Source organism: Pseudomonas sp. TE4620, assembly GCF_056279045.1.
Genome location: NZ_JBWBQO010000001.1, coordinates 1383972 through 1408072, shown reverse-complemented (window position 1 = coordinate 1408072; position 24101 = coordinate 1383972). Strand labels below are relative to the sequence as shown.

Annotated in this window: 27 protein-coding genes, 1 tRNA gene and 1 pseudogene; 14 read left to right on the top strand and 15 right to left on the bottom strand. The window is 62.9% G+C overall.

Annotated elements, in window-relative coordinates:
- Window position 1: 1 nt before the first annotated feature.
- From ACZ9A3_RS06655 to ACZ9A3_RS06630, 6 genes and pseudogenes are all read right to left on the bottom strand, one after another.
- A complete protein-coding gene (locus ACZ9A3_RS06655) occupies window positions 2–598 on the bottom strand; it encodes a YmfQ family protein (RefSeq protein WP_038995186.1) in 597 nt (198 codons plus the stop codon).
- Window positions 589–1629: a baseplate J/gp47 family protein gene (locus ACZ9A3_RS06650; RefSeq protein ID WP_476252253.1), complete on the bottom strand. Its 1041-nt coding sequence runs from the start codon at window positions 1627–1629 to the stop codon at window positions 589–591. The genes ACZ9A3_RS06655 and ACZ9A3_RS06650 overlap by 10 nt, the downstream gene beginning before the upstream one ends.
- Window positions 1619–2014, bottom strand: coding sequence for a phage GP46 family protein (locus ACZ9A3_RS06645; RefSeq protein ID WP_476253319.1), 396 nt, complete (start codon window positions 2012–2014; stop codon window positions 1619–1621). The genes ACZ9A3_RS06650 and ACZ9A3_RS06645 overlap by 11 nt, the downstream gene beginning before the upstream one ends.
- A 7-nt stretch (window positions 2015–2021) precedes the next feature.
- Window positions 2022–2513, bottom strand: a complete 492-nt coding sequence (locus ACZ9A3_RS06640) for a phage baseplate assembly protein V (protein ID WP_476252252.1) — start codon at window positions 2511–2513, stop codon at window positions 2022–2024.
- Window positions 2510–2695, bottom strand: a complete 186-nt coding sequence (locus ACZ9A3_RS06635) for a phage baseplate assembly protein (RefSeq protein WP_476252251.1) — start codon at window positions 2693–2695, stop codon at window positions 2510–2512. The genes ACZ9A3_RS06640 and ACZ9A3_RS06635 overlap by 4 nt, the downstream gene beginning before the upstream one ends.
- A gap of 94 nt (window positions 2696–2789) precedes the next feature.
- Window positions 2790–3698: pseudogene (locus tag ACZ9A3_RS06630) on the bottom strand (phage tail tape measure protein); the annotation flags it as partial.
- 59 nt (window positions 3699–3757) lie between these two features.
- Here ACZ9A3_RS06630 and ACZ9A3_RS06625 point away from each other — a divergent pair.
- Both ACZ9A3_RS06625 and ACZ9A3_RS06620 read left to right on the top strand, forming a co-directional pair.
- Window positions 3758–4000 (top strand): DUF4224 domain-containing protein, encoded by a 243-nt coding sequence (locus tag ACZ9A3_RS06625; protein ID WP_045201418.1) that lies wholly within the window; start codon window positions 3758–3760, stop codon window positions 3998–4000.
- A gap of 1 nt (window position 4001) precedes the next feature.
- Complete coding sequence (locus tag ACZ9A3_RS06620) at window positions 4002–5051, top strand: tyrosine-type recombinase/integrase (protein ID WP_045201417.1); 1050 nt, start codon at window positions 4002–4004, stop codon at window positions 5049–5051.
- A 121-nt stretch (window positions 5052–5172) separates the two neighbouring features.
- Here ACZ9A3_RS06620 and ACZ9A3_RS06615 read toward each other — a convergent pair.
- Window positions 5173–5260, bottom strand: a tRNA-Ser gene (locus ACZ9A3_RS06615).
- 121 nt (window positions 5261–5381) lie between these two features.
- On the opposite strand from ACZ9A3_RS06615, the gene ACZ9A3_RS06610 reads away from it, so the two are divergent.
- The 8 genes from ACZ9A3_RS06610 (at window position 5382) to ACZ9A3_RS06575 (ending at window position 11140) form a co-directional block, all read left to right on the top strand.
- Window positions 5382–6053, top strand: a complete 672-nt coding sequence (locus tag ACZ9A3_RS06610; protein ID WP_045201416.1) for a Bax inhibitor-1/YccA family protein — start codon at window positions 5382–5384, stop codon at window positions 6051–6053.
- A gap of 170 nt (window positions 6054–6223) precedes the next feature.
- On the top strand, window positions 6224–7603 hold the full coding sequence (locus ACZ9A3_RS06605; protein WP_045201415.1) for a nucleobase:cation symporter-2 family protein: 1380 nt from the start codon (window positions 6224–6226) through the stop codon (window positions 7601–7603).
- A gap of 93 nt (window positions 7604–7696) precedes the next feature.
- Window positions 7697–8089: a sulfurtransferase complex subunit TusD gene (gene tusD / locus ACZ9A3_RS06600; protein WP_045201414.1), complete on the top strand. Its 393-nt coding sequence runs from the start codon at window positions 7697–7699 to the stop codon at window positions 8087–8089.
- A gap of 1 nt (window position 8090) precedes the next feature.
- Window positions 8091–8450 (top strand): sulfurtransferase complex subunit TusC, encoded by a 360-nt coding sequence (tusC, locus tag ACZ9A3_RS06595; RefSeq protein ID WP_045201413.1) that lies wholly within the window; start codon window positions 8091–8093, stop codon window positions 8448–8450.
- Window positions 8450–8749: a sulfurtransferase complex subunit TusB gene (tusB, locus tag ACZ9A3_RS06590; RefSeq protein ID WP_258597237.1), complete on the top strand. Its 300-nt coding sequence runs from the start codon at window positions 8450–8452 to the stop codon at window positions 8747–8749. The genes tusC and tusB overlap by 1 nt, the downstream gene beginning before the upstream one ends.
- Window positions 8746–9081, top strand: a complete 336-nt coding sequence (locus ACZ9A3_RS06585) for a TusE/DsrC/DsvC family sulfur relay protein (protein ID WP_093384880.1) — start codon at window positions 8746–8748, stop codon at window positions 9079–9081. The genes tusB and ACZ9A3_RS06585 overlap by 4 nt, the downstream gene beginning before the upstream one ends.
- Before the next feature lie 14 nt (window positions 9082–9095).
- Window positions 9096–10070 (top strand): glycosyl transferase family protein, encoded by a 975-nt coding sequence (locus ACZ9A3_RS06580; RefSeq protein WP_476253318.1) that lies wholly within the window; start codon window positions 9096–9098, stop codon window positions 10068–10070.
- A gap of 101 nt (window positions 10071–10171) precedes the next feature.
- Window positions 10172–11140 (top strand): glutathione S-transferase family protein, encoded by a 969-nt coding sequence (locus ACZ9A3_RS06575; RefSeq protein ID WP_093384887.1) that lies wholly within the window; start codon window positions 10172–10174, stop codon window positions 11138–11140.
- Between the two features lie 69 nt (window positions 11141–11209).
- On the opposite strand, the gene cysG is transcribed toward ACZ9A3_RS06575, so the two are convergent.
- From cysG to ftsK, 6 genes are all read right to left on the bottom strand, one after another.
- Window positions 11210–12598 carry a siroheme synthase CysG gene (cysG, locus tag ACZ9A3_RS06570; RefSeq protein ID WP_093384891.1) on the bottom strand — a complete coding sequence of 463 codons (1389 nt, stop codon included), beginning with the start codon at window positions 12596–12598 and terminating at the stop codon, window positions 11210–11212.
- A complete protein-coding gene (serS, locus tag ACZ9A3_RS06565) occupies window positions 12599–13879 on the bottom strand; it encodes a serine--tRNA ligase (protein WP_045201407.1) in 1281 nt (426 codons plus the stop codon).
- Window positions 13880–13896: 17 nt separating this feature from the next.
- On the bottom strand, window positions 13897–14271 hold the full coding sequence (crcB, locus tag ACZ9A3_RS06560; RefSeq protein WP_045201406.1) for a fluoride efflux transporter CrcB: 375 nt from the start codon (window positions 14269–14271) through the stop codon (window positions 13897–13899).
- Window positions 14268–15593 carry a replication-associated recombination protein A gene (locus ACZ9A3_RS06555; protein ID WP_045201405.1) on the bottom strand — a complete coding sequence of 442 codons (1326 nt, stop codon included), beginning with the start codon at window positions 15591–15593 and terminating at the stop codon, window positions 14268–14270. The genes crcB and ACZ9A3_RS06555 overlap by 4 nt, the downstream gene beginning before the upstream one ends.
- 18 nt (window positions 15594–15611) lie before the next feature.
- Complete coding sequence (lolA, locus tag ACZ9A3_RS06550; protein WP_045201404.1) at window positions 15612–16235, bottom strand: outer membrane lipoprotein periplasmic chaperone LolA; 624 nt, start codon at window positions 16233–16235, stop codon at window positions 15612–15614.
- Window positions 16236–16298: 63 nt separating this feature from the next.
- Window positions 16299–18710, bottom strand: a complete 2412-nt coding sequence (gene ftsK / locus ACZ9A3_RS06545; protein ID WP_045201403.1) for a DNA translocase FtsK — start codon at window positions 18708–18710, stop codon at window positions 16299–16301.
- 325 nt (window positions 18711–19035) lie between these two features.
- On the opposite strand from ftsK, the gene aat reads away from it, so the two are divergent.
- From aat to infA, 3 genes are all read left to right on the top strand, one after another.
- A complete protein-coding gene (aat, locus tag ACZ9A3_RS06540; RefSeq protein ID WP_093384897.1) occupies window positions 19036–19716 on the top strand; it encodes a leucyl/phenylalanyl-tRNA--protein transferase in 681 nt (226 codons plus the stop codon).
- Between the two features lie 57 nt (window positions 19717–19773).
- Window positions 19774–20481 (top strand): arginyltransferase, encoded by a 708-nt coding sequence (locus ACZ9A3_RS06535; RefSeq protein WP_045201401.1) that lies wholly within the window; start codon window positions 19774–19776, stop codon window positions 20479–20481.
- A gap of 104 nt (window positions 20482–20585) precedes the next feature.
- Window positions 20586–20804, top strand: coding sequence for a translation initiation factor IF-1 (gene infA / locus ACZ9A3_RS06530; protein ID WP_002553999.1), 219 nt, complete (start codon window positions 20586–20588; stop codon window positions 20802–20804).
- Between the two features lie 145 nt (window positions 20805–20949).
- On the opposite strand, the gene clpA is transcribed toward infA, so the two are convergent.
- Together clpA and clpS are read right to left on the bottom strand one after the other, a co-directional pair.
- The gene (clpA, locus tag ACZ9A3_RS06525) at window positions 20950–23220 is read right to left on the bottom strand and encodes an ATP-dependent Clp protease ATP-binding subunit ClpA (RefSeq protein ID WP_045201400.1); all 2271 of its coding nucleotides are present in this window, start codon (window positions 23218–23220) and stop codon (window positions 20950–20952) included.
- A 30-nt stretch (window positions 23221–23250) separates the two neighbouring features.
- On the bottom strand, window positions 23251–23613 hold the full coding sequence (gene clpS / locus ACZ9A3_RS06520) for an ATP-dependent Clp protease adapter ClpS (RefSeq protein WP_009400967.1): 363 nt from the start codon (window positions 23611–23613) through the stop codon (window positions 23251–23253).
- A 225-nt stretch (window positions 23614–23838) separates the two neighbouring features.
- Between clpS and cspD the strand changes: the two genes are divergently transcribed.
- Window positions 23839–24093, top strand: coding sequence for a cold shock domain-containing protein CspD (cspD, locus tag ACZ9A3_RS06515; RefSeq protein ID WP_093384904.1), 255 nt, complete (start codon window positions 23839–23841; stop codon window positions 24091–24093).
- The last annotated feature ends 8 nt before the right edge of the window (window positions 24094–24101 follow it).

The following is a 24101-nucleotide window of genomic DNA, read 5'->3' as shown; positions in this document are numbered from 1 at the left end:
TTTATCCGTATTGAATGAATTCGAGGGTGTGCGCCGGCGCCGAACGCCTGATCACACATTCCAGGGCGCCGCTTGGGTTCATCCCGAAGCGTTGCCCCCAGTAGCTAGCGCCAAAGCGGCGCCCGAGGCGCAGGCGCGGCCCGGTTTCTAGGGTCCACATAAACTGGGCGGTCCACGTCCCGAAGTGCGCGGCGCCAAAGCGTGACCGGCCAAAGCGTGGCGCGCGGTGCTCGACCACCCGGGCTTGCGTGTAACCCAGGCTGAAAGCCAGCTCGACAAAGTACGCCGGCGTCTGCCCGCCGACCTCGACCAGCCGGCGACGCACTGCCAGTTGCCGGTCATCGAAGGTCGGCGACTCGCCCAGGCACGGGTCAGGCAGTTTCATGACCCGTTCCCAGTCCGGTACCAGCTCGCGCACGGTGTCCGGCTCGCTCTCGGTCAGCAGGTCCGCCACCCGCAAATCCTCGCGGGCCAGCTCCTGGGCGGCGGCAGCCAACAACGCGTCAACCTGCGGGTTAAGCTCACGGTCCCAGGCCGGGCCCGGGGGCAGTAGCGCGCGCAATTGCCCGTGGTAGTCCTCTGCCGTCCTTACAGCCACAGCACACCCCCATAGGTCAGCAGCTCATGGGCGGCGGCCGATACGTTGCCCACCGGCGCGGTCAGGGTGTGGTCCCGCTCGCCGGCGGCGCCGCTGATTGCCTCGCTGATATGCGTGGCCAGCAGCTCGGCGCCCAACTCCGACTCGCGGTTGTGCAGATCGATCAACGCCGCCTCGACCGCCCGCCGCACCGCGCTGCTGTCGGGGGTAACCTTGAGCTGGTACTGCACCGGCTTTTCTGCCGGCGGCAGCACGTACACCTCAGCCGTTACCGGCCGTTCTTTCTCGATGTAGGCCGCCACCTTCGCGCAGGCCTCGGCGTTGGGGATGATGTCGATATCGCCGTCACGCACAAAGAACACCCCCACCGTGCCGGGGCCCATCCAGCGGCGCACCACCCAGGCCCGCGTCACCCCGGCCACCTCAAGCGCCCAGGTGACGTAATCGTCCTTGCTGCCGCCGTGCGGGATCACCTGATAAGAGCGGATCACCCGGCCGCGCAGCGTCTCGATACTCTCCTGTTCGGTACCGCCCTGCAGGCCGGGTTCCTCAACGGTAAAAACCTCATTGAGCCCGAGCACCGGGCTGATAAGCCGCAGCGTGGTACCGGCCGGGGTGTTGCCCAGCAGGCCGGCTTCCAGGGCTTCCAGCTTGGCCACGCCCTTGGCGGCGCTCAGCTTGACCGTGGCCACCACCCGAAAGCGTGCCCCGTCATCACGCTGCAGCAGGGTGCCGGCATCGAGCAGCGCCGAGACGGCCCCGGTAAAGGTCGCGGTACCGCTGGCCGCTACTGCCGCCAGGCGGTCACGCTTAAGCCGCGCGCGAGCCATGCGGCGCAGTGTGTCTTCATCGGCCGTGTCGGGCAGGATCTGCGCGGCGATGTACTCTTGATGCCCATAACGGGCAAAGGAGGCGCCGCCCAGCACCCTGGCCAGCACCTCCGCGTCAGACCGTAGCAGCGCGCTGGAGCCCGCCAAGTCGGCCTGCGCCCGAGCGATCAGCCCGGGTAACGTCGGGGTTTCAAACGGCATTGATCACCTGCCAGAGATTGTCGAGTTTCAGGTCTATGGCGGTGCCGTCCTTCATCGACAGCACCACCAACATGTTCAGCCGGTCCACCCCGCGCACGGTCGTTACGCTAACGCTGGTCACCCGCCCGTCCTCCAGCATCCAGGCCAGCGCCTCCCGGGCGAAGGCCACCGCGTCGCGCTCGGTGTCGGCGGTCAGCGTGCGCCGGCGCAGTTGCCACAGGCGCGACCCAATGCGGTCATTGGCCAGGGTGGGGAAGCTGTCGCCCCACCAGCCATACCGCTCGCTGTCGTCCAAGCGGTCGTCAGCCTCGGCGCGGCGCCAGGTCAAAAGGCTGATCACCGCCGCCCGGCGCCAGGCGCGTTCGCACGCGTCGTCATTGAGCAATGCCATATCAGCCCTCCGGTACCGGCTTTTTGTCCGAGCCTTCGTGAACGTGCAGGGAGGTACTCACGCCGGCTGCGATCTGGTCGCCGGCCGATTCGATGCGTCCCGTGGTGCGAATGACCGGCGTGTCGAACTCAACCGCCGTTTCCGCCTTGACCTTGAGGGTCAGCGTGCTGACCTCGATCACGCGGTCACGCTTGAAGTGCAGGTAGTCGCCTTCGTCGGTGTACAACGCCACCTCGCCGCTTTTGAGCCCCTGCAGGCGAAAGCGCCGGTCGGACACACAAATCACTACCCCATGCGAGCGGTCGCCGTTCAGAAAGGCCGCCAGGGCCTCCGCGCCGGGTTGAGGATTTGAAGTCAGACCGTAGGATTCGAAGTGCTCCATGCCGTCTTTCACTTCATCAGCAGTCAGCCGCATTTGCAGGCCCTGCATCTTGCTGCCGGCGTTTACCAGCGACAGCACGCCCCGGGCCAGGAAGTTTTTAAATCCACTCATGTGCCAGGCTTCCAGTCAGCGGGGATCAGGTATTCGAAGTTGTCCGCCTTGCCGCCCTTCTTCAACTTGCGGGCTTTGTGCGGGTCTTTCGGTTCGGGGTCGAACGCATCCGGCGGGCCTACGGTGATGTTGGCTACCGTGCCGTTCTCGTCCAGGCTGTATTCGATTTCGCTGATCAGCATGTCGCGGTCGATGCCGATCAGGCCATCGACCAGCCGCGCCGATAATGCCCTTGATCAACCACGGGTTGGCAGCGGCAAGCTCGGTCACCTTGCCAATGATCGGCCCCACGGTGGCCATGAACTCGTTAAACGGCGGCAGCAGCACACTGCCAACCGTGATGCCCAACCGGGTAACCCGGTTCTGCAGGAGCTGCATGGCGTTTTGCGTGGTCGCCGCGCGAGCCGTGTATTCCGCCTGCATCGATCCGGCGTATTCGCTTTCGTCGCCGACAGACTTAAAGTTCTTCTGCAGCGTGTTCAAGCTGGTCAGCAGCGGCGCAATGGCCCCTACCGATTCCTTGCCGAACAGGTTGGTAAGCACGGCCGCTTGCTTGCTTTTCTCGACCTTGGCCAGCGTCTGCAGCACGCGGTTAATCGTGCCCTCGCTGTCGGTCTGCATGCCCTTGGAGATTTCCTTCGCATCTAGGCGCAACGACTTGTAGGCCTGGGCCTGCGATTTAGTCGCGGCAGTGCCTGCAGTGAGCGTTAGCATGAAGTTCTTGATGCCGGTGGCGGCCACGTCCTGGGCGATACCCACACCGGCCAGGGTCGAGCCCATCGCCGCCAACTGCGCAGCGCTGACCCCGGCCACCTCACCCAGCGGACCAATGGCCGTCAGGATCGCCGAGATTTGCCCCGTGCTGGCCGCGCCGGTGTTGCCCAGGTAGTTAATCTGGTCGGCCAGGGTGACCACCTCGGCCTGATTCATTTTGAAGGCCGTTCGCCACTTGGCCATCATGCTGCCCGACTGTTCGGCCGTCTGGTCGAACGCGACGCCCATTTTCACCGCGTCTTCAGCAAACTGATTCAGCTCTTCCCGGGCAATGCCCGACTGACCGCCGGCGGCGACAATCTGCGCGATGCCCTCGGCCGCCATCGGCAGGCGCTCGGACAGGCCCACCGGCGGCGAAGTGTCCGCTGCTGCAGCTGGCCACGCGCTGACGAAGGCCGGCGATCTGATCATCAAGCACCGAACCTAACCCTTCCCACCTCTGCCGCCATGCGCGGCGTGGAGCCTATCCCATGGAAACCGAAATTCTCTCGGAGAAAGAACTGGCCGAGCTGACCGGCTACAAGGCCAGGGGCTACCAGCGCCGCTGGCTTGAAGAGCACCAATGGCACTTCGTCGAAAGCCGCGGCGGTCGACCACTGGTTGGCCGGCAGTACGCCCGAATGAAACTGGGCATGCCCCTTCAAGTAGTGCCCTTAACGCCCCCGCCTCTGCCAGCACCGGCATGGACGCCTGATATTTCGAAAGTGAGGTGATATGCGCCCGCGCAAGACAGAGAACCGTCACCTTCCACCGCATATGTACCAACGCACTCGCAAGCGCAAAAGCGGCAAGGTCTGGGTCAGCTACTACTACCTGGACAAATCGGGCAAAGAAATCACGCTAGGCAGTGATATCAATCTCGCCCGCCTGAAATGGGCGGAGCTGGAATCAAAGGACAAGCCTCACGACCTACGCATCATGAAGGCCATCTTCGACCGGTATGAGCGGGACGTTATCCCGAAGAAGGCTGAGAGAACTCAAAAGGACAATCTGGCCGAACTGCGACAGCTTCGCCCCTTCTTCGATGATGCGCCGATCGATGCGATCACCCCCGCCCTCGTTGCTCAATACCGCGATGCCAGGACCGCCAAAGTTCGAGCCAACCGCGAGCTGGCCACCTTGTCGCACGTGTTTAACCTGGCGAGGGAATGGGGGCTCACAACTCGGGAGAATCCCTGCCAGGGTGTGCGCAAGAATAAAGAGGCCCCGCGAGACTTCTACGCGAATGATGCAATCTGGAACGCGGTCTACGAGAAGGCTGTGGGCGAGATGAAGGTCGCCATGGATCTGGCGTATTTGACAGGCCAGCGTCCTGCGGACGTGCTGGTGATGAGGAGGGATGATATCGAGGGCGTTGCCCTGGGCGTCAAGCAGCAGAAGACACACAAAAAACTGAGGATTCTGCTTGAGATTGACGGAGTGGAAACAGGTTTAGGGGCCCTGATCAGCAGCATCCTGGCTCAGAATGAGCGGCACAGCTCGCCTTATTTGATCCTGACCGACACAGGCAAACGGGTGACCGCCGCAATGCTGAGGCACAGGTGGGACGACGCGAGAGTGAAAGCAGTTAAGGCCGCCGAGGAAGCGGGTGACACCTTGCTGGCCGGGCGCATCAGCCAATTCCAGTTCAGAGACATCCGCCCTAAAGCCGCATCCGAAATCAAAGACATCGAGGACGCAAGCCTGTTGCTTGGCCATACCAAGGGGGACATTACTGAGCGTGTTTACCGGCGGGTCGGAGCGGTCGCCAAGCCGACCAAATAGCAATAGTTTTAGGACGCGTCCAAAAACTTATCGTCTTAAGTTGTTCCCAAGCGTGTTCCCAAGGCCCGATTTTCCGCCCTCCAGAAACGCAAAAAGCCCTGAATAATCAGGGCTTTGGATATGGCGGAAGCGTAGAGATTCGAACTCTAGGATAGTTGCCCATCGACGGTTTTCAAGACCGTTGCCTTAAACCACTCGGCCACGCTTCCTCGTATTGCGGGCGCCATAATACCGAAATGAAACAAGCTGTCAAACTCTCTATGTGGCTGCTTTGCGCGGCTCTGTTATGATCTTTGCATCTGAACGTTTCAAACCCACAGGAGTGTCGCCATGCGCGAACAGGATTACGCCGTCAATCACGGCCAGCAGGTCGAGCAGCAGGAGGTCAGCCGCGTCCTGCGTAACACATACGGGTTGCTGGCTATCACCCTCGCCTTCAGTGGCGTCATGGCCTATGTGGCGCAGCAGATGCGCGTCGGCTACCCGAACATTTTCGTGGTGCTGATCGGCTTCTATGGCCTGTTCTTCCTCACCAACAAGCTGCGTGATTCGGTCTGGGGCCTGGTGTCTACCTTCGCCCTCACCGGTTTCATGGGCTTTTTGCTCGGCCCTATCCTCAACCGTTACCTGGGTATGGCCGGTGGCGCCGAGGTGGTCAGCTCGGCATTTGCCATGACCGCACTGGTGTTCGGTGGTCTGTCGGCCTATGTGCTGATCTCCCGCAAGGACATGAGCTTCCTCAGCGGTTTCATCACTGCAGGCTTCTTCGTCCTGCTGGGCGCCGTGGTTGCCAGCTTCTTCTTCCAGATCAGCGGCCTGCAATTGGCGATCAGCGCCGGTTTCGTGCTGTTCTCGTCGGTATGCATCCTGTTCCAGACCAGCGCGATCATCCACGGTGGCGAGCGTAACTACATCATGGCGACCATCAGCCTGTATGTATCGATCTACAACCTGTTCGTCAGCCTGCTGCAGCTGTTCGGCCTGATGGGTCGCGATGACTGATTGGTTGTTGGTGTGATGTTTTAAGAGAAAGCCCGCTTCGGCGGGCTTTTTTGTGGCCGGGGTTTGCCAAGGCTTTGCCTTGCATCGCTGGCAAAGCCAGCTCCCGCACTACCGTAAACGAGTGCGGCCCCGTAGAATGCGCTCCTTTTTTCTTCCGGGGCAGCACTCCCATGAGTTCAATCGAGCAAGGACCCGGCGCACCCGCGCAGGCCAATGAACTGGTCCTCGGCCTTGAAGACCGGCCGCGGCCGCTGATTGCGATGCTGGCGGCGTTGCAGCACCTGCTGGCGATCATTGTGCCGATCGTCACCCCTGGCCTGCTGATCTGCCAGGCGCTGGGGGTTTCGGCCCGTGATACCAACCTGATTGTGTCGATGTCGCTGGTGATCTCGGGGATCGCTACCTTCGTGCAGTGCCGCCGCTTCGGGCCGTTTGGCGCCGGGCTGTTGATTGTGCAGGGCACCAGTTTCAACTTTGTCGGGCCGTTGATCGCCGGTGGCGCGTTGATGGTCAAGCAAGGCACGCCGGTCGAAGGCGTGATGGCAGCGATTTTTGGTGTGGTGATCGCCGGTTCGTTCGTGGAGATGGGCATTTCGCGCATTCTGCCGTTCGTCAAACGCCTGATCACCCCGCTGGTGACCGGGATCGTCGTGCTGATGATCGGCCTGACCCTGATCAAGGTCGGCCTGATCAGCATGGGTGGCGGCTTTGCGGCGATGAGCAACGGTACCTTTGCCAATGGCGAGAACCTGCTGCTGTCGGGTGTGGTGCTGGCGATCATCGTCATTCTCAACCGTATTCCGGTGGTGTGGATGCGCAGCTGCGCCATCGTTATCGCCCTGGCCGTGGGCTATGCCCTGGCCGGCTACCTGGGCCGCCTGAATTTCACCGGCATGCACGAAGCGGCGCTGTTCCAGGTGCCGGTACCCCTGCATTTCGGCCTGGGCTTCTCCTGGGCGCTGTTTATTCCGATGCTGGTGATTTACCTGGTTACTTCGCTGGAAGCCATTGGTGATGTGACCGCAACCAGCAAAGTTTCGCGCCAGCCAGTGGAAGGCCCGCTGTGGATGCAGCGGATCAAGGGCGGCGTGCTGGTCAACGGCGCCAACTCGCTGCTGGCCGGGGTGTTCAATACTTTCCCGAGCTCGATCTTTGCCCAGAATAATGGCGTGATTCAGCTGACCGGCATTGCCAGCCGTCATATTGGTGTGTGGATTGCGGCGATGCTGGTGATTCTTGGCCTGTTCCCGAGCGTGGCCGGGGTGATCCAGGCGGTGCCGGAGCCGGTGCTCGGGGGGGCGGCGATGGTGATGTTCGGCGCGGTGGCGGCTTCGGGGATCAATATCCTTGCCAGCATCAGCCTGGATCGTCGCGCGTTGCTGATCATTGCCGTGTCGCTGGCGCTGGGCCTGGGCGTGGCGCAGGTGCCGGAGTTCCTCGCGCACATGCCGTCGGCGCTGCGTAATGTGCTGGAGTCGGGGGTGGCCACCGGGGGGATTTGCGCCCTGGTGCTGAACTGGTTCTTGCCGGAGCATAAAGACAAGGCCTGAAGTTGAGGTTGCCCCCATCGCGGGTCAAGCCCGCTCCAACAGGAGCGGGCTTTTTGCTTTATCATTCCCGCAGATTTGCTGAAAGAGCCTTCCATGAAGTTCGCCATTGCGGTTTTTTCTCCGGCCCATGCGCCCTCCTCGCGCCGCGCCCTGCGTTTTGCCCAGGCGGCGGTTGCCGGCGGGCATGAGATTGTCCGGCTGTTTTTCTATCAGGACGGTGTGCACAGCGCCTCGGGTAATGTCGTTGCGCCCCAGGATGAACTGGACCTTGCCGCCGAATGGCGCGCGTTCGTCAGCGCGCAGCAGCTCGATGCCGTGGTGTGTATCGCCGCCGCCCTGCGCCGTGGCGTGCTCAACGCCGAGGAAGCCCAGCGCTACCAGCGCCCGGCGGTCAACCTGCCGGCGCCGTGGGAGTTGTCGGGGCTGGGCCAGTTGCATGAAGCGGCGCAAGGCGCCGATCGGCTGATGTGCTTTGGAGGCGATTGAAATGGCCAAGTCCTTGCTGATTATCAGCCGTCAGGCACCCTGGGCCGGGCCGTCCGCCCGCGAGGCGCTGGATATCGCCCTGGCCGGCGGTGCCTTCGATTTGCCGCTGGGCATGCTGTTTCTCGATGATGGCGTGTTCCAGCTCGCCCCCGGCCAGCAACCGGCCCAGCTGCAGCAGAAGAACCTGGCGGCCAACCTGCAGGCCCTGCCGATGTTTGGCGTCGAGGAACTGTTTGCCGCCGCTAGCTGCCTGCAAGAGCGCGGCCTTGCTGCCGATGCCCTGAGCCTGCCAGTGCAGGTGCTGGATGACGCCGCGCTTGCGGCGTTGATCGACCGTTTCGACCAGGTGGTGACCCTCTGATGAGCACCTTGCACGTGATTTCCCACTCGCCATTTGGCGATAACCGCCTGAGCAGCTGCCTGCGCCTGCTCGGCAGCGCCGACGGCCTGTTGCTGTGCGGTGATGCGGTGTATGCCCTGCAACCCGGCAGCGCGCCGCTGCGCAGCCTGCAGGCGAGCCAGCTGGACGGGCGCCTGTTCGCCCTGGACGAAGACCTGCAAGCCCGTGCCATCGCCGTCAGCGAGCTGGCCAAGGCCATCGACTACCCGGCCTTCGTCGAGCTGTCGCTGCACTATGACAAGGTCAACAGCTGGCTATGAGTACCCTGACTGTCGGCGAGCGCAGCATCGCCCTGGATAAAGACGGCTACCTGCTCGAGCTGGGTGATTGGTCCGAAGAGGTCGCCAGCGCCCTCGCCGCCCATGAAGAGCTTGAGCTGACCGCCGAACACTGGGAGGTGCTGAACCTGTTGCGCGACTTCTACCGGGAGTTCGAGCTGTCGCCGGCCACCCGCCCGCTGATCAAGTACACCGCGCTCAAGCTGGGCGCGGACAAAGGCAACAGCCTGCACCTGAACCGCCTGTTCAAGGGCACCCCCGCCAAACTCGCCGCGAAACTTGCGGGCCTGCCGAAGCCGACCAATTGCATATGACCGAACACAGCCCGTTGACTACCGAAACCCCGGCCGAGCACCCGTTTGCCCAGTTCGTGCGCATTCTTGGCAAGGGCAAGCGCGGCGCCCGTGGCCTGAGCCGCGAGGAAGCCCGCGAAGCCATGGGCATGCTGCTCGATGGCAAGGTCGAGGAAACCCAGCTCGGCGCCTTCCTGATGCTGCTGCGCCACAAGGAAGAAAGCCCTGAGGAACTGGCCGGCTTCACCGAGGCCCTGCGCCAGCGTTTGCAGGCACCGCCGATTGAGGTTGATCTCGACTGGCCAAGTTACGCCGGCAAAAAACGCCACCTGCCCTGGTACCTGCTGGCTGCCAAGTGCCTGGCGGCCAATGGCGTGCGCATCCTCCTGCACGGCGGCGGCGCGCACACCGCCGGGCGGCTGTACACCGAGCAAGTGCTGGCGCTGCTGCAGATTCCGCTGTGCCGGGACTGGAATGCAGTGTCTGAAGCGCTGGAAAGCCACATGCTGGCGTTCATCCCGCTGCAAGACTGGGCCCCGCGCCTGCAACGGATGATCGACCTGCGCAACACCCTGGGCCTGCGTTCGCCGATTCACTCCCTGGCCCGGGTGCTCAACCCGTTGAACGCCCGCTGCGGCCTGCAGAGCATCTTCCACCCCGGCTACCAGGCGGTTCACCGCGAAGCCAGCCGCCTGCTCGGCGATACGGCAATCGTGGTCAAGGGCGATGGCGGTGAGATCGAGATCAACCCGGACACCAGCAGCCACCTGTATGGCACCGCCAATGGCATCGACTGGGATGAAGAATGGCCGGCCCTGGCCGCCCAGCGTCATGTCAAACCGGCGAGCCTGGAGCCCGAGCAGTTGCTGGCCGTGTGGCGCGGTGATGAGCAGAACAGCTACGGCGAACTGGCCGTGGTGGCGACCATGGCCCTGGCCTTGCGCGGCCTGGGTCAGAGCCGCGAGGAAGCCTTCGCCCAGGCCCAACGCTATTGGGATCAGCGCAACTGATCGACTGAGCCGATCAAACAGGCCCGGACTTTGCGCTATTCGTTCGAACCCAGCTCCGTACACTGGGTTCTATATCAGAACGAATCGCCAAGGAGCTCAGCATGGGCCTGTTGATCGACGGACGCTGGCACGACCAGTGGTATGAAAGCAGCAAAGACGGCGCCTTCCAGCGCGAAAGCGCGCAGCGGCGCAACGCCCTGCCCGGCGCCGAAGCCGGCCGTTATCACCTGTACGTGTCGCTGGCTTGCCCCTGGGCCCACCGCACCCTGATCTTTCGCAAGCTCAAGGGCCTTGAGAGCCTGATCGATGTGTCGGTGGTCAGTTGGCTGATGGCCGAGCATGGCTGGACCTTCGACCAGAACAAGGGCTCGACCGGTGACAAGCTTGAGCACCTGGACTTCCTGCACCAGCGCTACACCCGCGACGACCCTCATTACAGCGGCCGGGTCACGGTGCCGGTGCTGTGGGACAAACACGAGCAGCGCATCGTCAACAACGAATCGGCAGAGATCATTCGCATCTTCAACTCGGCCTTCGACGAACTGACCGGCAATCGCCTGGACCTGTATCCCGAACCCTTGCGCGAGCAGATCGACGCACTCAACGAACGGATCTACCCAGCGGTCAACAACGGCGTGTACCGGGCGGGCTTTGCCACGTCGCAGGCGGCCTACGAGCAGGCCTTTGACGAGGTGTTTGCCGAGCTGGATCATCTGGAGCGGTTGCTGGGCACCCAGCGCTATCTGGCCGGGGAATACCTGACCGAGGCCGACTGGCGGCTGTTCACCACGCTGATCCGCTTTGACGCGGTGTACCACGGACACTTCAAGTGCAACCTGCGGCGCATTGCCGATTACCCGAACCTGTCGAACTGGCTACGAGAGCTGTACCAGTGGCCGGGGATCGCCGAGACGGTGAATTTCGAGCATATCCAGAAGCATTACTACATGAGCCACAAGACCATCAATCCGAACGGGATTGTGCCCAAGGGGCCGTTGCAGGATTTTGAGCTGGGGCATGACCGGGAGCGGCTGGTGGGGCGAGGGATTTGGCGCAAGGCTGGGGAATAGGGGTGGATTCATCGCGGGTCAAGCCCGCTCCCACAGGTTTTGTGGGAGCGGGCTTGACCCGCGATGATTTCAAGGCTGGGCGCCTTCGAACCAGGCCAGTTTCTCGCGCAGCTGTACGACTTCGCCGACGATCACCAGGGTCGGTGCATGCACTTCATGCTCGGCCACAAGCTTGGGCAAGTCGGCCAGGGTGCCGGTGAACACCCGCTGGTTCGGCGTGGTGCCCTGCTGCACCAGGGCCGCCGGAGTATCCGCCGCCCGCCCGTGACGAATCAGCTCGGCACAGATGGTCGGCAGGCCCACCAGGCCCATGTAGAACACCAGGGTCTGCGCCGGTGCCACCAGGTCGTGCCAGGGCAGGTCGCTGGTACCGTCCTTGAGGTGACCGGTGACGAAACGCACCGACTGGGCATAGTCGCGGTGGGTCAGCGGGATGCCGGCATAGGCCGAGCAACCGCTGGCCGCGGTAATCCCCGGCACCACCTGGAACGGAATACCCTGGGCCGCCAGCTCCTCGATCTCTTCGCCGCCACGGCCGAAGATGAACGGATCGCCGCCCTTCAGACGCAGCACCCGCTTGCCCTGACGCGCCAGGTCGACCAGTTGCTGGTTGATCTGCGCTTGCGGCACGGCGTGGTCGGCGCGGCGCTTGCCGACGTAGATACGCTCGGCATCACGGCGGCACAGCTCGATGATCGCCGGGGCGACCAGGCGATCGTAGAGCACCACGTCGGCTTGCTGCATCAGGCGCAAGGCGCGGAAGGTCAGCAGGTCCGGGTCACCGGGGCCAGCGCCGACCAGGTACACCTCGCCCGGCGCCTGGTAAGTGGCACCGTCGATCTTGGCTTGCAGCAGGCGCTCGGCTTCAGCGCCCTGCCCGGCCAGTTGCCGCTCGGCGATCGGGCCCTGGAAGACATCTTCCCAGAAACCGCGACGCTGATTGACGTCCGGGTACAGCGCCTTGACCTTGTGCCGAAAGCGCGCGCCAAGGCCGGCCAGCTCGCCATAGGCGGCGGGAATCCAGGTTTCCAGCTTGGCCCGGATCAGCCGCGCCAGCACCGGCGCATCGCCGCCGCTGGACACCGCCACTACCAATGGCGAACGGTCGACAATAGCCGGGAAGATCACCGAACACAGCGCCGGTGCATCGACCACGTTGACCGGTACGCAGCGCTGCTGGGCATCGGCCGAGACCTGGGCGTTGAGCGCCTGGTCGTCGGTGGCGGCAATGATCAGCTGGCAACCGTCGAGGTCGCCAGGCTGGTAACCACGGCTGAGGATTTCACCACCGCTGTGCCGGGCAAGCTCGGCCAGTTGCGCTTCGATCTCGGGCGCCACGACCCGCAGCACAGCCCCGGCGTCGGCCAGCAGACGCGATTTGCGCAGGGCAATCTCGCCTGCGCCGACGATCAGCACACGGCTGCCGCGCAGTTTGTGGAACAGCGGCAGGAATTCCATTTAACCGATGACCTCCAGGCCACCCATGTACGGCTTGAGCACTTCTGGCACGCGGATCGAACCGTCGGCCTGCTGGTAGTTCTCGAGCACCGCCACCAGGGTCCGGCCAACTGCCAGGCCCGAACCGTTGAGGGTGTGCACCAGTTCCGGCTTGCCGGTTTCCGGGTTGCGCCAGCGCGCCTGCATGCGCCGGGCCTGGAAATCGCCACAGTTGGAGCACGAGGAGATTTCGCGGTACTTGTCCTGGCTTGGCACCCAGACTTCCAGGTCGTAGGTTTTCACCGCGCTGAAGCCCATGTCGCCAGTGCACAGCGCCAGTACCCGGTATGGCAGCTCCAGGGCCTGCAGGACGCGTTCGGCGTTGGCGGTCAGGCCTTCGAGGGCTTCCATGGATTTGCCCGGCTCGACGATCTGTACCATTTCGACCTTGTCGAACTGGTGCTGGCGGATCATGCCGCGGGTGTCGCGGCCCGAAGCACCGGCTTCGCTACGGAAGCACGGGGTATGGGCGACGAACTTGATCGGCAGTTGCTTGGCGTCGAGGATCTCGCCGGCCACGATGTTGGTCAGCGACACCTCGGCAGTCGGGATCAGGTAGAAGTCGGCTTCGCCATCACGGCTGATCTTGAACAGGTCTTCCTCGAACTTGGGCAACTGGCCGGTGCCTTGCAGTGCCGGAGCCTGGACCAGGTACGGAGTGTAGGCTTCTTCGTAGCCGTGCTCGCTGGTGTGCAGGTTGATCATGAACTGCGCCAGGGCGCGGTGCAGGCGCGCGATCGGGCCGCGCAGCAGGGCAAAACGGGCGCCCGACAGCTTGGCCGCGGTTTCGAAGTCCAGGCCGCCGGTCAGCTCGCCGAGCGCCACGTGGTCCTTGATCTCGAAGTCGAAGGCGCGCGGGGTGCCCCAACGACGCACTTCGACGTTGTGGTCTTCATCGGCGCCGACCGGCACGCTGTCATCCGGCAGGTTGGGAATACCCAGCAGGATGCCATCCAGTTCGGCCTGGATGCCGTCCAGCTCGACCTTGCCGCTGGCAAGTTCACCCGCCATGCGCTCGACGTCCGCCATCAGCGGGGCGATGTCTTCGCCCTTGGCCTTGGCCTGGCCGATGGATTTGGAACGGGCGTTACGCTCGGCTTGCAGTTGTTCGGTACGGGTCTGCACCACCTTGCGGCGTTCTTCCAGGGCCTCGATGCGCGCGACATCCAGGCTGAAGCCACGGGAGGCCAGGCGGTCCGCCACTTCCTGAAGTTGGCCGCGTAACAGTTTGGAATCGAGCATATCGTTCTCTCGTTGGTTCAGAATTTGGTCAAAGACAGGCCGGCCCAGGTAGCGAGCAGCCCGCCCAATACGCTGGCTCCGGCATACCCGAAGGCCAGCGGCGCCTGCCCGCTTTCGAGCAGGCGCACGGTGTCCAGTGAAAAGGATGAAAAGGTTGTCAGACCGCCGAGAAAGCCGACGATCAGGCCCGCGCGCAGCTCGACCGGCACCAGCGGGCGATGCAAAAACAGCCCGTAGAGCAAGCCGATCAGCAGGCAGCCGAGCAGATTGACCGCCAGCGTACCGAGATAGAAGTGGCGTGGCCAGTGCGCGTTGACCCAATTGGCCGTGGCAAAGCGCAGCAAGGTACCGGCGATGCCGCCGGCGCTGACCGCGGCGATCAGCGCAATCATGGTTTTCTCCGCTGCCGCGGGCTGTTGCGGTCGAGTTCGGCCAGGTGCCTGAGCTTCTCGCCGATCTTCAGTTCCAGGCCGCGCGGCACCGGTTGGTAATAGTGGCGCGGCGCGAGGTTGTCGGGGAAGTAGTCCTCACCGGCAGCGTAGGCATCCGGCTCGTCGTGGGCGTAGCGGTATTCATCGCCATAGCCCAGTTGCTTCATCAGTTTTGTGGGCGCGTTGCGCAGGTGCAGCGGCACTTCCAGCGAGCCGTGCTCGCCGGCTTCGCGCAGGGCGGTCTTGAAGCCCATGTACACCGCGTTGCTCTTCGGTGCGCAGGCAAGGTAGGTAATGGCTTGGGCCACCGCCAGCTCGCCTTCGGGGCTGCCCAGGCGCTCCTGCACGTCCCAGGCCGCCAGGCACAGGCTCAGGGCGCGGGGGTCGGCGTTGCCGATGTCTTCGCTGGCCATGCGCACCACGCGGCGGGCGATGTACAGCGGGTCGCAGCCGCCATCGAGCATGCGCGCGAACCAGTACAGGGCGCCGTCGGGGTTGGAGCCGCGCACTGATTTGTGCAGCGCCGAGATCTGGTCATAGAAGGCTTCGCCGCCCTTGTCGAAACGCCGGCGGCTGTCGCCGAGCAGGCTCTGCAGCAGCTCGACGCCGATTTCGCCGCCGTCTTCGGCCAGGTCCGAGGCGTTTTCAAGAAAGTTGAGCATGCGCCGGCCATCGCCATCGGCGGCGGCCATGAGCATCTGGAAGGCTTCGTCGCCGACCCGCAACTGGCGCTTGCCCAGGCCGCGCTCTTCAGTCAGGGCGCGGTTGACCAACTTGCGCAGCGCCGCTTCATCGAGGCTTTTGAGCACATACACCCGCGCCCGCGACAGCAGCGCGTTGTTGAGCTCGAACGAGGGGTTCTCGGTGGTGGCGCCGATGAAGATCAGCGTGCCGTCTTCCACATAGGGCAGAAAGGCATCTTGCTGGGACTTGTTGAAGCGGTGTACTTCATCGACGAACAGAATCGTCCGGCGCCCGTACTGCCCCGCCTGCTGCTTGGCGATGTCCACCGCGTGGCGGATTTCCTTGACCCCGGCCAACACCGCCGAAACGGTCTCGAAGTGGGCGTCGCAGAACTGCGCCAGCAGCCGCGCCAGGGTGGTCTTGCCGACCCCGGGCGGGCCCCAGAAGATCATCGAGTGCAGCGCGCCCGCTTCCAGTGCCTCGCGCAGCGGCTTGCCGCGGGCCAGCAGGTGCTCCTGGCCAACGTACTCGTCCAGGTTGGCCGGGCGCAGGCGCGCGGCCAGGGGCTGGGCTACGGGGTCGCTACGAAACAGGTCCATGAACGGCGGCTTGACCTCTTACTCTTTGATCACATCAGCGCCCTTGGGCACGTCGAACTTGAACTTGCTGGCCGGGATCTGCTCGTTGGCCTTCACCCCGGTGAACAGGATGTTGGTGCGCTGGCCGACGCTGTCGATCAGTTGCATGTCATTGACCAGGCCACGACGGAACGACAGGCGCAGCGAGTCGAACAGGGTGTCCTTGGTTTTCGGCTTGAGTACGAAATCCATGACCTCGCCCTGCTCCTTGGAGGTGATGTCGAAGCTCTGACTGATCTTCGAGACGTCACCGGACAGCAGCAGTGCCGGGGTTTCGGTCAAACGCTGGTCAAGTTTCTTGATGGTAGCCTGTTCCAGGTCAGGGTCCCACAATGTGACGTTCTTGCCGTCCGAGACTACCACCTGCTCCTGTGGCGCGTCGGTGTGCCAGTAGAACAGGCCCGGGCGCTGCACGGCCATCTGCCCGGTGGTTTCCTGCAACTGGGTGCCGGTGCCATCGAGGGTCAGCTGGGAGAAATTGGCGCTAATGGTTTTGGACTTGTCCAGCAACTGGGTCAGGCGCGCCGCATCGGCCTCGGCGGCAATTGCCGAAGCGCTGGACAGGGCCATAGCGGAAACCAACAGCATGCGAATCAGGCGCATGGAAATCCTCGTTGCAGTATGAAGGGGCCGACGGCCGTCACTGGCCGCCAGCAGGTTGGATCATCAGTCGCGGGACGGCCCGGGGGCAATCACTTCGCGCGAACCGTTGGTGTTCATGGCGGTGACCACACCGGCCATCTCCATCGCCTCGATCATCCGCGCGGCGCGGTTGTAGCCGATCTTCAGCTTGCGCTGTACGGCGGAGATGGAGGCCCGGCGGCTTTCCAGCACGAACTGCACGGCTTCATCGTACAGCGCGTCGGTTTCGGCATCGTCGCCGTCACCACCGCCACTGCCGCCGTCGAAGCCGCTGCCGGCCTCTTCGACGCCGCTGAGGATGTCGTCGTTGTAGTCCGGGGCGCCTCGCAGCTTCCAGGCCTCGACCACGCGATGCACCTCGTCATCGGAGACGAAGGCGCCATGCACACGAATCGGCAGGCTGGTGCCCGGCGGCATGTAGAGCATGTCACCGTGGCCCAGCAACTGCTCGGCGCCGCCCTGGTCGATGATGGTCCGCGAGTCGATCTTGCTCGATACCTGGAAGGCCATCCGCGTCGGGATGTTGGCCTTGATCAGGCCGGTAATCACGTCCACCGATGGCCGCTGGGTGGCGAGAATCAGGTGGATACCGGCGGCACGGGCCTTCTGGGCGATACGCGCGATCAGCTCTTCAACCTTCTTGCCGACGATCATCATCATGTCGGCAAACTCGTCGACCACTACAACGATGGTCGGCAGGGTTTTCAGCAGCGGCGGCACGTCGTCCATGCTTTCGCGCTTGAACATCGGGTCGTAGATCGGCTCGCCGGCCTCTTCGGCATCCTTGACCTTGCGGTTGAAGCCGGCCAGGTTACGCACGCCCATGGCCGCCATCAGCTTGTAGCGCCGTTCCATCTCGGCGACGCTCCAGCGCAGGGCGTTGGCGGCGTCCTTCATGTCGGTGACCACCGGGCAGAGCAGGTGCGGAATGCCTTCGTAGATCGACAGCTCGAGCATTTTCGGGTCGATCATGATCAGTTTGGCGTCTTCCGGGCCCGACTTGAACAGGATCGACAGGATCATGGCGTTGACGCCCACCGACTTACCGGAACCGGTGGTACCGGCCACCAGCAGGTGCGGCATCTTCGCAAGGTCGGTGATCACCGGCTTGCCGCCGATGTCGTGGCCCAGGGCCATGGTCACCGGCGACTTGGCTTCGTCGTATTGCGGCGACGACAGCACTTCGGAGAAGCGTACGATCTGCCGGTCTTCGTTGGGAATCTCGATACCGACGGTGGTCTTGCCAGGGATCACTTCAACCACGCGCACACTGGTCACGGCCAGGGAACGGGCCAGGTCCTTGGCCAGGTTGGCGATGCGGCTGACCTTGACGCCAGCGGCCGGCTGGATTTCGTACCGGGTAATCACCGGGCCTGGGTGGATCGAGTCTACCGAGACTTCGACGCCGAATTCCTTGAGCTTGATTTCCAGCAGGTGGCCAACCCCGGCCAGGGACTCTGGCGAGTAGTTGACCTGCTTCTTCTCGGCAGGATCGAGGATCGAGATCGGCGGCAAGGTGCCTTCGATGGCGCTGTCGACGAACAGCGGCGCCTGCTTTTCTTTCTGCACACGCTTGCTCGGCTCCGGCGCCTTGGCCGGGGCCGGCATGATCACCGGCGCCGGTTGCTGCACGCGCTCGGCAACATGCTTGCTCAGGGCCTGGTCGCGCTCGATGATGCGCTCCTTGGCCTTGGCCTGCTCGCGGCGGTCAGGGGCTACCGGGGCGACCACATCATGAACCTGGTCGTCGACCTCACGCAGCTGCGCCACCAGGCGCTTGCGCTCGTTGCGCGCCTCCCACCAGCGGTTGGCGGCGCCCTGGAACAGCTCGAACAGGTCGAGGGTGATCTTGCCGGTGATGTCCATGACCTTGAACCACGACAGGTCGGTGAACACGGTCAGGCCGAACAGGAACAAGGCGATGAACATCAGCGTGCTGCCCTGCACGTTCAGGGCGTTCTTGGCCAGGTCGCCAAGGCTTTCGCCCAGCGCGCCACCGGCCGATGCCGGCAGGCTGGCGGCGGAATGGAAATGGATATGCGCCAGCGCCGCACCCGAAAGCACCAGGAACACCAGGCCGATCAGGCGCCAGGAGAACAGCCAGCCGCTCCACTGCCATGGCTGGTGGCGTTCGCGGAAGATCTGCCAGGTCTTGATCGCCAGCAGCAAGGGGAAGATGTAGGCGAAATAGCCCAGGACCATGAACAGGATGTCGGCGAAGTAGGCACCGGCACGGCCGGCGGCGTTCTGCACCTGCTCGACGTTGCTGGTGTGGCTGAAGCCCGGGTCGGCCTGGTCGTAGGTCAGCAAGGCCATCCACAGGTACAGGCACAGCGCGCCCACGGCGATCAGCGCACCTTCCTTGAGCCGATAGTGCAGCTGCTGGCGCCAGAGCGGCACGGGCAAGGGACTGGGTGTTGCGGTGGATTTCTTCAAAACGCGTCTATTCCTGCGCTCATTGCGCGTCCAACAGTGATTGACCCAACAGAACAGTCAACAAACCACTACTTTTAACATTACTGCCCGCCTACCGCCATGGCGGCACGCCAGAACACGCGTAAACGGGGGCCAATTTCCTATACAGCAATTTGAGCACGCATTTTCTTTTGTGACAAAGGCTTATGCGGTGTTTTTGTGCAAGTGTGACAACAAACGTCCAAGCAAGTTGCCAGACGGCATCACCGCTGCAGGAGCAGGCTTGTCCCGGGAGGCTTTTTCAGGCCATGCTGGGCGCCCTCCCCTCCTCCATCATTGGACCACGATGCTGACCTGGCTGAGCCGCGACACCCTGACCTTCCCGCCGCTGGACAAAGCCCTGCGCGACCCTAACGGCCTGCTCGCCGCCGGCGGCGACCTCAGCGCCGAGCGCCTGGTGCAGGCCTATCGCCATGGTTGCTTCCCCTGGTACCAGGACGGCCAGCCGATCCTCTGGTGGTCGCCCGACCCGCGTACCGTGCTGTTCCCCGACGAATTGCACGTGTCGCGCTCGCTGCGCAAGTTCATCCGCCAGGGCCACTACCAGGTCAGCTTCGACCAGGACTTTGCCGCGGTAATCGACGCCTGCGCCGCACCGCGCGCCTACGCCGACGGCACCTGGATCACCGACAGCATGCAGGCGGCCTACCTGCAGTTGCACCGGCAGGGCTTTGCCCATTCGGTCGAGGTGCGCCGCGATGGCGAGCTGGTGGGCGGCCTGTACGGCCTGGCCATGGGCCGGCTGTTTTTCGGCGAATCGATGTTCAGCCGCGCCGACAACGCCTCCAAAGTCGGCTTCGTGGCGCTGGTCGAGCACCTGCAACAGGCAGGATTCGTCCTGATTGACTGTCAGATGCCTACCGACCACCTGCACAGCCTCGGCGCCCGCGCCATCGCCCGGGCCACGTTTGCCGACTACCTGCAGCGCTATCTCGACCAGCCCAACAGCGCCAGCTGGGTTTGCTAGGCGAGTTTTTCCAGCTGGCTTACACTTAAAACAAAAGCACCTCCCGAGGGGTTGATCATGACAGAGCTGGCGCGGTTGAAGTTTTATGCCACTCAACCCCATTCCTGCAGCTACCTGCCAGACGAGCAAGCCACCACGCTGTTCCTCGACCCGAGCCAGCCGATGGATGTCAACGTCTACGCAGACCTGTCGGAAATGGGCTTCCGGCGCAGCGGCGACCACCTGTATCGCCCGCACTGCCAGAACTGCAACGCCTGCGTGCCGGCGCGGATCCCGGCTGCGCGCTTTTTGCCCAACCGCCAGCAAAAACGCATCCTCAAGCGCAACGCCGACATCACCGTGACGCCCGCCCGTCCGGCGTTCAAGGAGGAATACTTCGAGCTGTACCGGCGCTACATCGAGCAGCGCCACGCCGATGGCGACATGTACCCGCCAAGCCGCGACCAGTTTTCCACCTTCCTGGTCCGCGATCTGCCGTTTTCACGCTTTTACGAGTTTCGCCTGGACGGCCGCCTGCTGGCCGTGGCGGTCACCGACCTGCTGCCCAACGGCCTGTCGGCGGTGTACACCTTCTACGAGCCGGACGAAGAGCGGCGCAGCCTGGGGCGCTTTGCCATCCTCTGGCAGATCACCGAAGCCCTGCGCCTGGGCCTGGACGCGGTCTACCTCGGTTACTGGATCAAGAACTGCAAAAAGATGAACTACAAGACCCAGTACCGCCCCATCGAGCTGCTGATCAATCAACGTTGGGTGACGTTGAACTGAAATCATTGGCTTGAAGGCCATTTTTCGGGCACAATGCACGCCACTTTTTTTGCCTGGCGCAGCTGTGCACCGGGCCATTAACTGGACACCGAGGGCTTTACTGCATGTCGAAAGAAGACAGCTTCGAAATGGAAGGCACTGTCGTCGACACCCTGCCCAACACCATGTTCCGTGTGGAGTTGGAAAATGGGCACGTCGTTACCGCGCACATCTCCGGAAAGATGCGCAAGAACTACATTCGTATTCTGACCGGTGACAAGGTCCGCGTCGAACTGACGCCTTACGACCTGAGCAAGGGGCGCATCACCTACCGCGCCCGCTAAGCGACACCAACAAAAACGCCCGGCTAAATGCCGGGCGTTTTTGTTGGCCTTTGAAAAGCATCGCGGGTCAAGTCGGGTCGCCGCACCGCCGCCCCTACATGTGGGAGCGGCGGTGCGGCGACCCGACTTGCCCCGCAATCGGCCGCTACGCCATCTCAGCCGTGGTCTCGAAGTCGAACACCAGTTCGCCATCGCGGATGTCGATGTGCACCACACCGCCATGCTCGGCCAGTTCGCCAAACAGGATCTCTTCGGCCAGCGGCCGTTTGATCTTGTCCTGGATCAGCCGCGCCATTGGCCGCGCGCCCATCTGCGCATCGTAGCCACCGGCCGCCAGCCAGCCGCGCGCCGCGTCGCTCACCTCGAGCAACACGCGCTTGTCTTCCAGTTGCGCCTGCAGCTCGATGAGGAACTTGTCCACCACGCTCTTGATCGTCTCATGGCTGAGGCGGCCAAACTGGATGATGGTGTCCAGGCGGTTGCGGAACTCCGGCGTGAAGCTCTTCTTGATCACTTCCATGGCGTCGGATGAGTGATCTTGATGAGTGAAGCCGATCGAAGCTCGCGCAGCGGTTTCAGCACCGGCGTTGGTGGTCATGATGACGATGACGTTACGGAAGTCCGCCTTGCGCCCGTTATTGTCGGTCAGGGTACCGTGGTCCATCACCTGCAGCAGCAGGTTGAAGACTTCCGGGTGGGCCTTCTCGATCTCATCGAGCAGCAGCACGCAGTGCGGCTGCTTGGTGATGGCTTCGGTGAGCAGCCCGCCCTGGTCGAAACCGACGTAGCCCGGAGGCGCACCGATCAGACGCGAGACGGTATGACGCTCCATGTACTCAGACATGTCAAAGCGTACCAGCTCGACACCCAGGGCCTTGGCCAACTGGCGCGCCGCTTCGGTTTTACCGACACCGGTAGGGCCGGCAAACAGGAACGAACCGACCGGCTTGTCTGGCGCCTTGAGACCGGCGCGTGACAGCTTGATGGCGGTGGCCAGCGAATCGATCGCCGCATCCTGGCCAAACACGGTCAGCTTGAGGTCGCGCTCCAGGTTACGCAGCAGCTCCTTGTCGGAACTGGTGACGTGCTTTGGCGGAATCCGCGCAATCTTGGCGACGATGTCTTCGACTTGCGGCACGTCGATACGCTTGACGCGCATCTCCACCGGCTGCAGGCGCTGGTAGGCGCCAGCCTCGTCGATCACATCGATGGCCTTGTCGGGCATGTGCCGGTCGTTGATGTAGCGCGCTGCAAGCTCGGCAGCGGCGCGCAGGGCCTCATCGCTGTACTCGATGTTGTGGTGGCTCTCGAACCGCCCCTTGAGCCCACGCAGGATGCCCACGGTGTCTTCCACCGATGGCTCGCTCACATCAACCTTCTGGAAGCGCCGCGCCAGGGCCCGGTCTTTTTCGAAGATGCCGCGAAATTCCTGGAAGGTGGTCGAGCCGATGCAACGGATATCACCCGAAGACAGCAGCGGCTTGAGCAGGTTGGAGGCGTCCATTACCCCACCGGAGGCCGCACCGGCACCGATGATGGTGTGGATCTCGTCGATGAACAGGATCGCCTGCGGGCGTTTGCGCAGCTCATTGAGCAGCGCCTTGAAGCGCTTCTCGAAGTCGCCACGATACTTGGTCCCGGCCAGCAACGCGCCCAGGTCCAGCGAGTAGACCACGCTTTGTGCCAGCAGGTCCGGCACCTGGCCGTCGACGATGCGCTTGGCCAGGCCTTCGGCGATGGCGGTTTTACCGACACCGGCCTCGCCAACCAGCAGCGGGTTGTTCTTGCGCCGACGGGCGAGGATCTGCGCGACGCGCTCGACTTCGAGCTCACGGCCGACCAGCGGGTCGATGCGCCCTTGGCGAGCCTGTTCGTTGAGGTTGCTGGCATAGGCATCCAGGGGATTGCCCGACGATGAAGTTTCGCCGCCGTCCTCGTCCTGCATTTCCTGTTCGCCCTCGGAGTGTTCACCATGGCCCGGCACCTTGGAGATGCCGTGGGCGATGTAGTTGACCACGTCGATACGGGCCACGCTCTGCTGTTTAAGCAGGAACACGGCCTGGCTTTCCTGTTCGCTGAAAATTGCCACCAGCACGTTGGCACCGGTGACTTCACGCTTGCCCGAGCTCTGGACATGGAAGACTGCGCGCTGCAATACACGCTGGAAGCCCAGGGTTGGCTGGGTCTCGCGGTCCTCGTCGTGCACGGGGATCAACGGCGTGGTGGAGTCGATGAACTCCTGCAGGTCGTGTTTGAGTTTGTCGAGGTTTGCGCCGCAGGCGCGCAGAACGGTCGCGGCGGCCTCATTATCCAATAGTGCCAGCAGCAGGTGCTCGACGGTCATGAACTCATGACGTTTCGAGCGTGCCTCCTTGAAGGCCAGATTGAGGGTGACTTCGAGCTCGCGGTTTAACATAGCTTCACCTCATACCCAAGTGGCCGGCGATTAACCGTCCTTCTCGATTTCACAGAGTAGCGGATGCTGGCTTTCCCTTGCGTATTGGTTGACCTGCATGGCCTTGGTCTCGGCGATGTCACGGGTAAACAATCCGCACACTGCCCGTCCTTCTGTGTGGACGGCCAGCATGACCTTGGTCGCCAGCTCGCGATTCAGGTTAAAAAACACCTCGAGCACTTCGACGACGAAATCCATCGGTGTGTAGTCATCGTTAAACAAAACCACCTTGTACATGGGTGGCGCCTGCAGGGCCGGTTTGGCCTCCTGTACCGCCAGGCCAGAACCATCGTCCTCATGCGATTGCGGGCGATCCTGATTGAATGTTAGTCGAATCTGGCTATGTGCATGCATGGAAAGAATTTCATCATTTCGACAGGTTGGTTTATGGGTTGACCGCACAGGCGACGCGGGACAGCCGTCACCTCACCTTGACTATCGGCAAAACGGTGTTACAACCAATAAGAACCCACCGTGGTCGATAAAGATCCGCGCAGTCAACCAGAATTTTCGCAGGTTCATATGCGGATGGAGTGGATGATACTCCAGTGATGGAGTCCTTTGCAGAGGGATATGAGGATGGCAAGCGGTAAAGTCAAGTGGTTCAACAACGCCAAGGGCTATGGCTTCATCAATGAAGACGGGAAAACAGAGGATCTGTTTGCACACTACTCGGCTATCCAGATGGAAGGTTATAAAACCCTGAAAGCCGGACAATCCGTCAGCTTCGAGATCACCCAGGGCCCCAAAGGCTTGCATGCGGTCAAAATCGAGAGTGCGACCGCACCAACCACTGCCTCCCCCACCCCCAGCCCGCAAACGACTGAAGCCTGAGCCGGCGA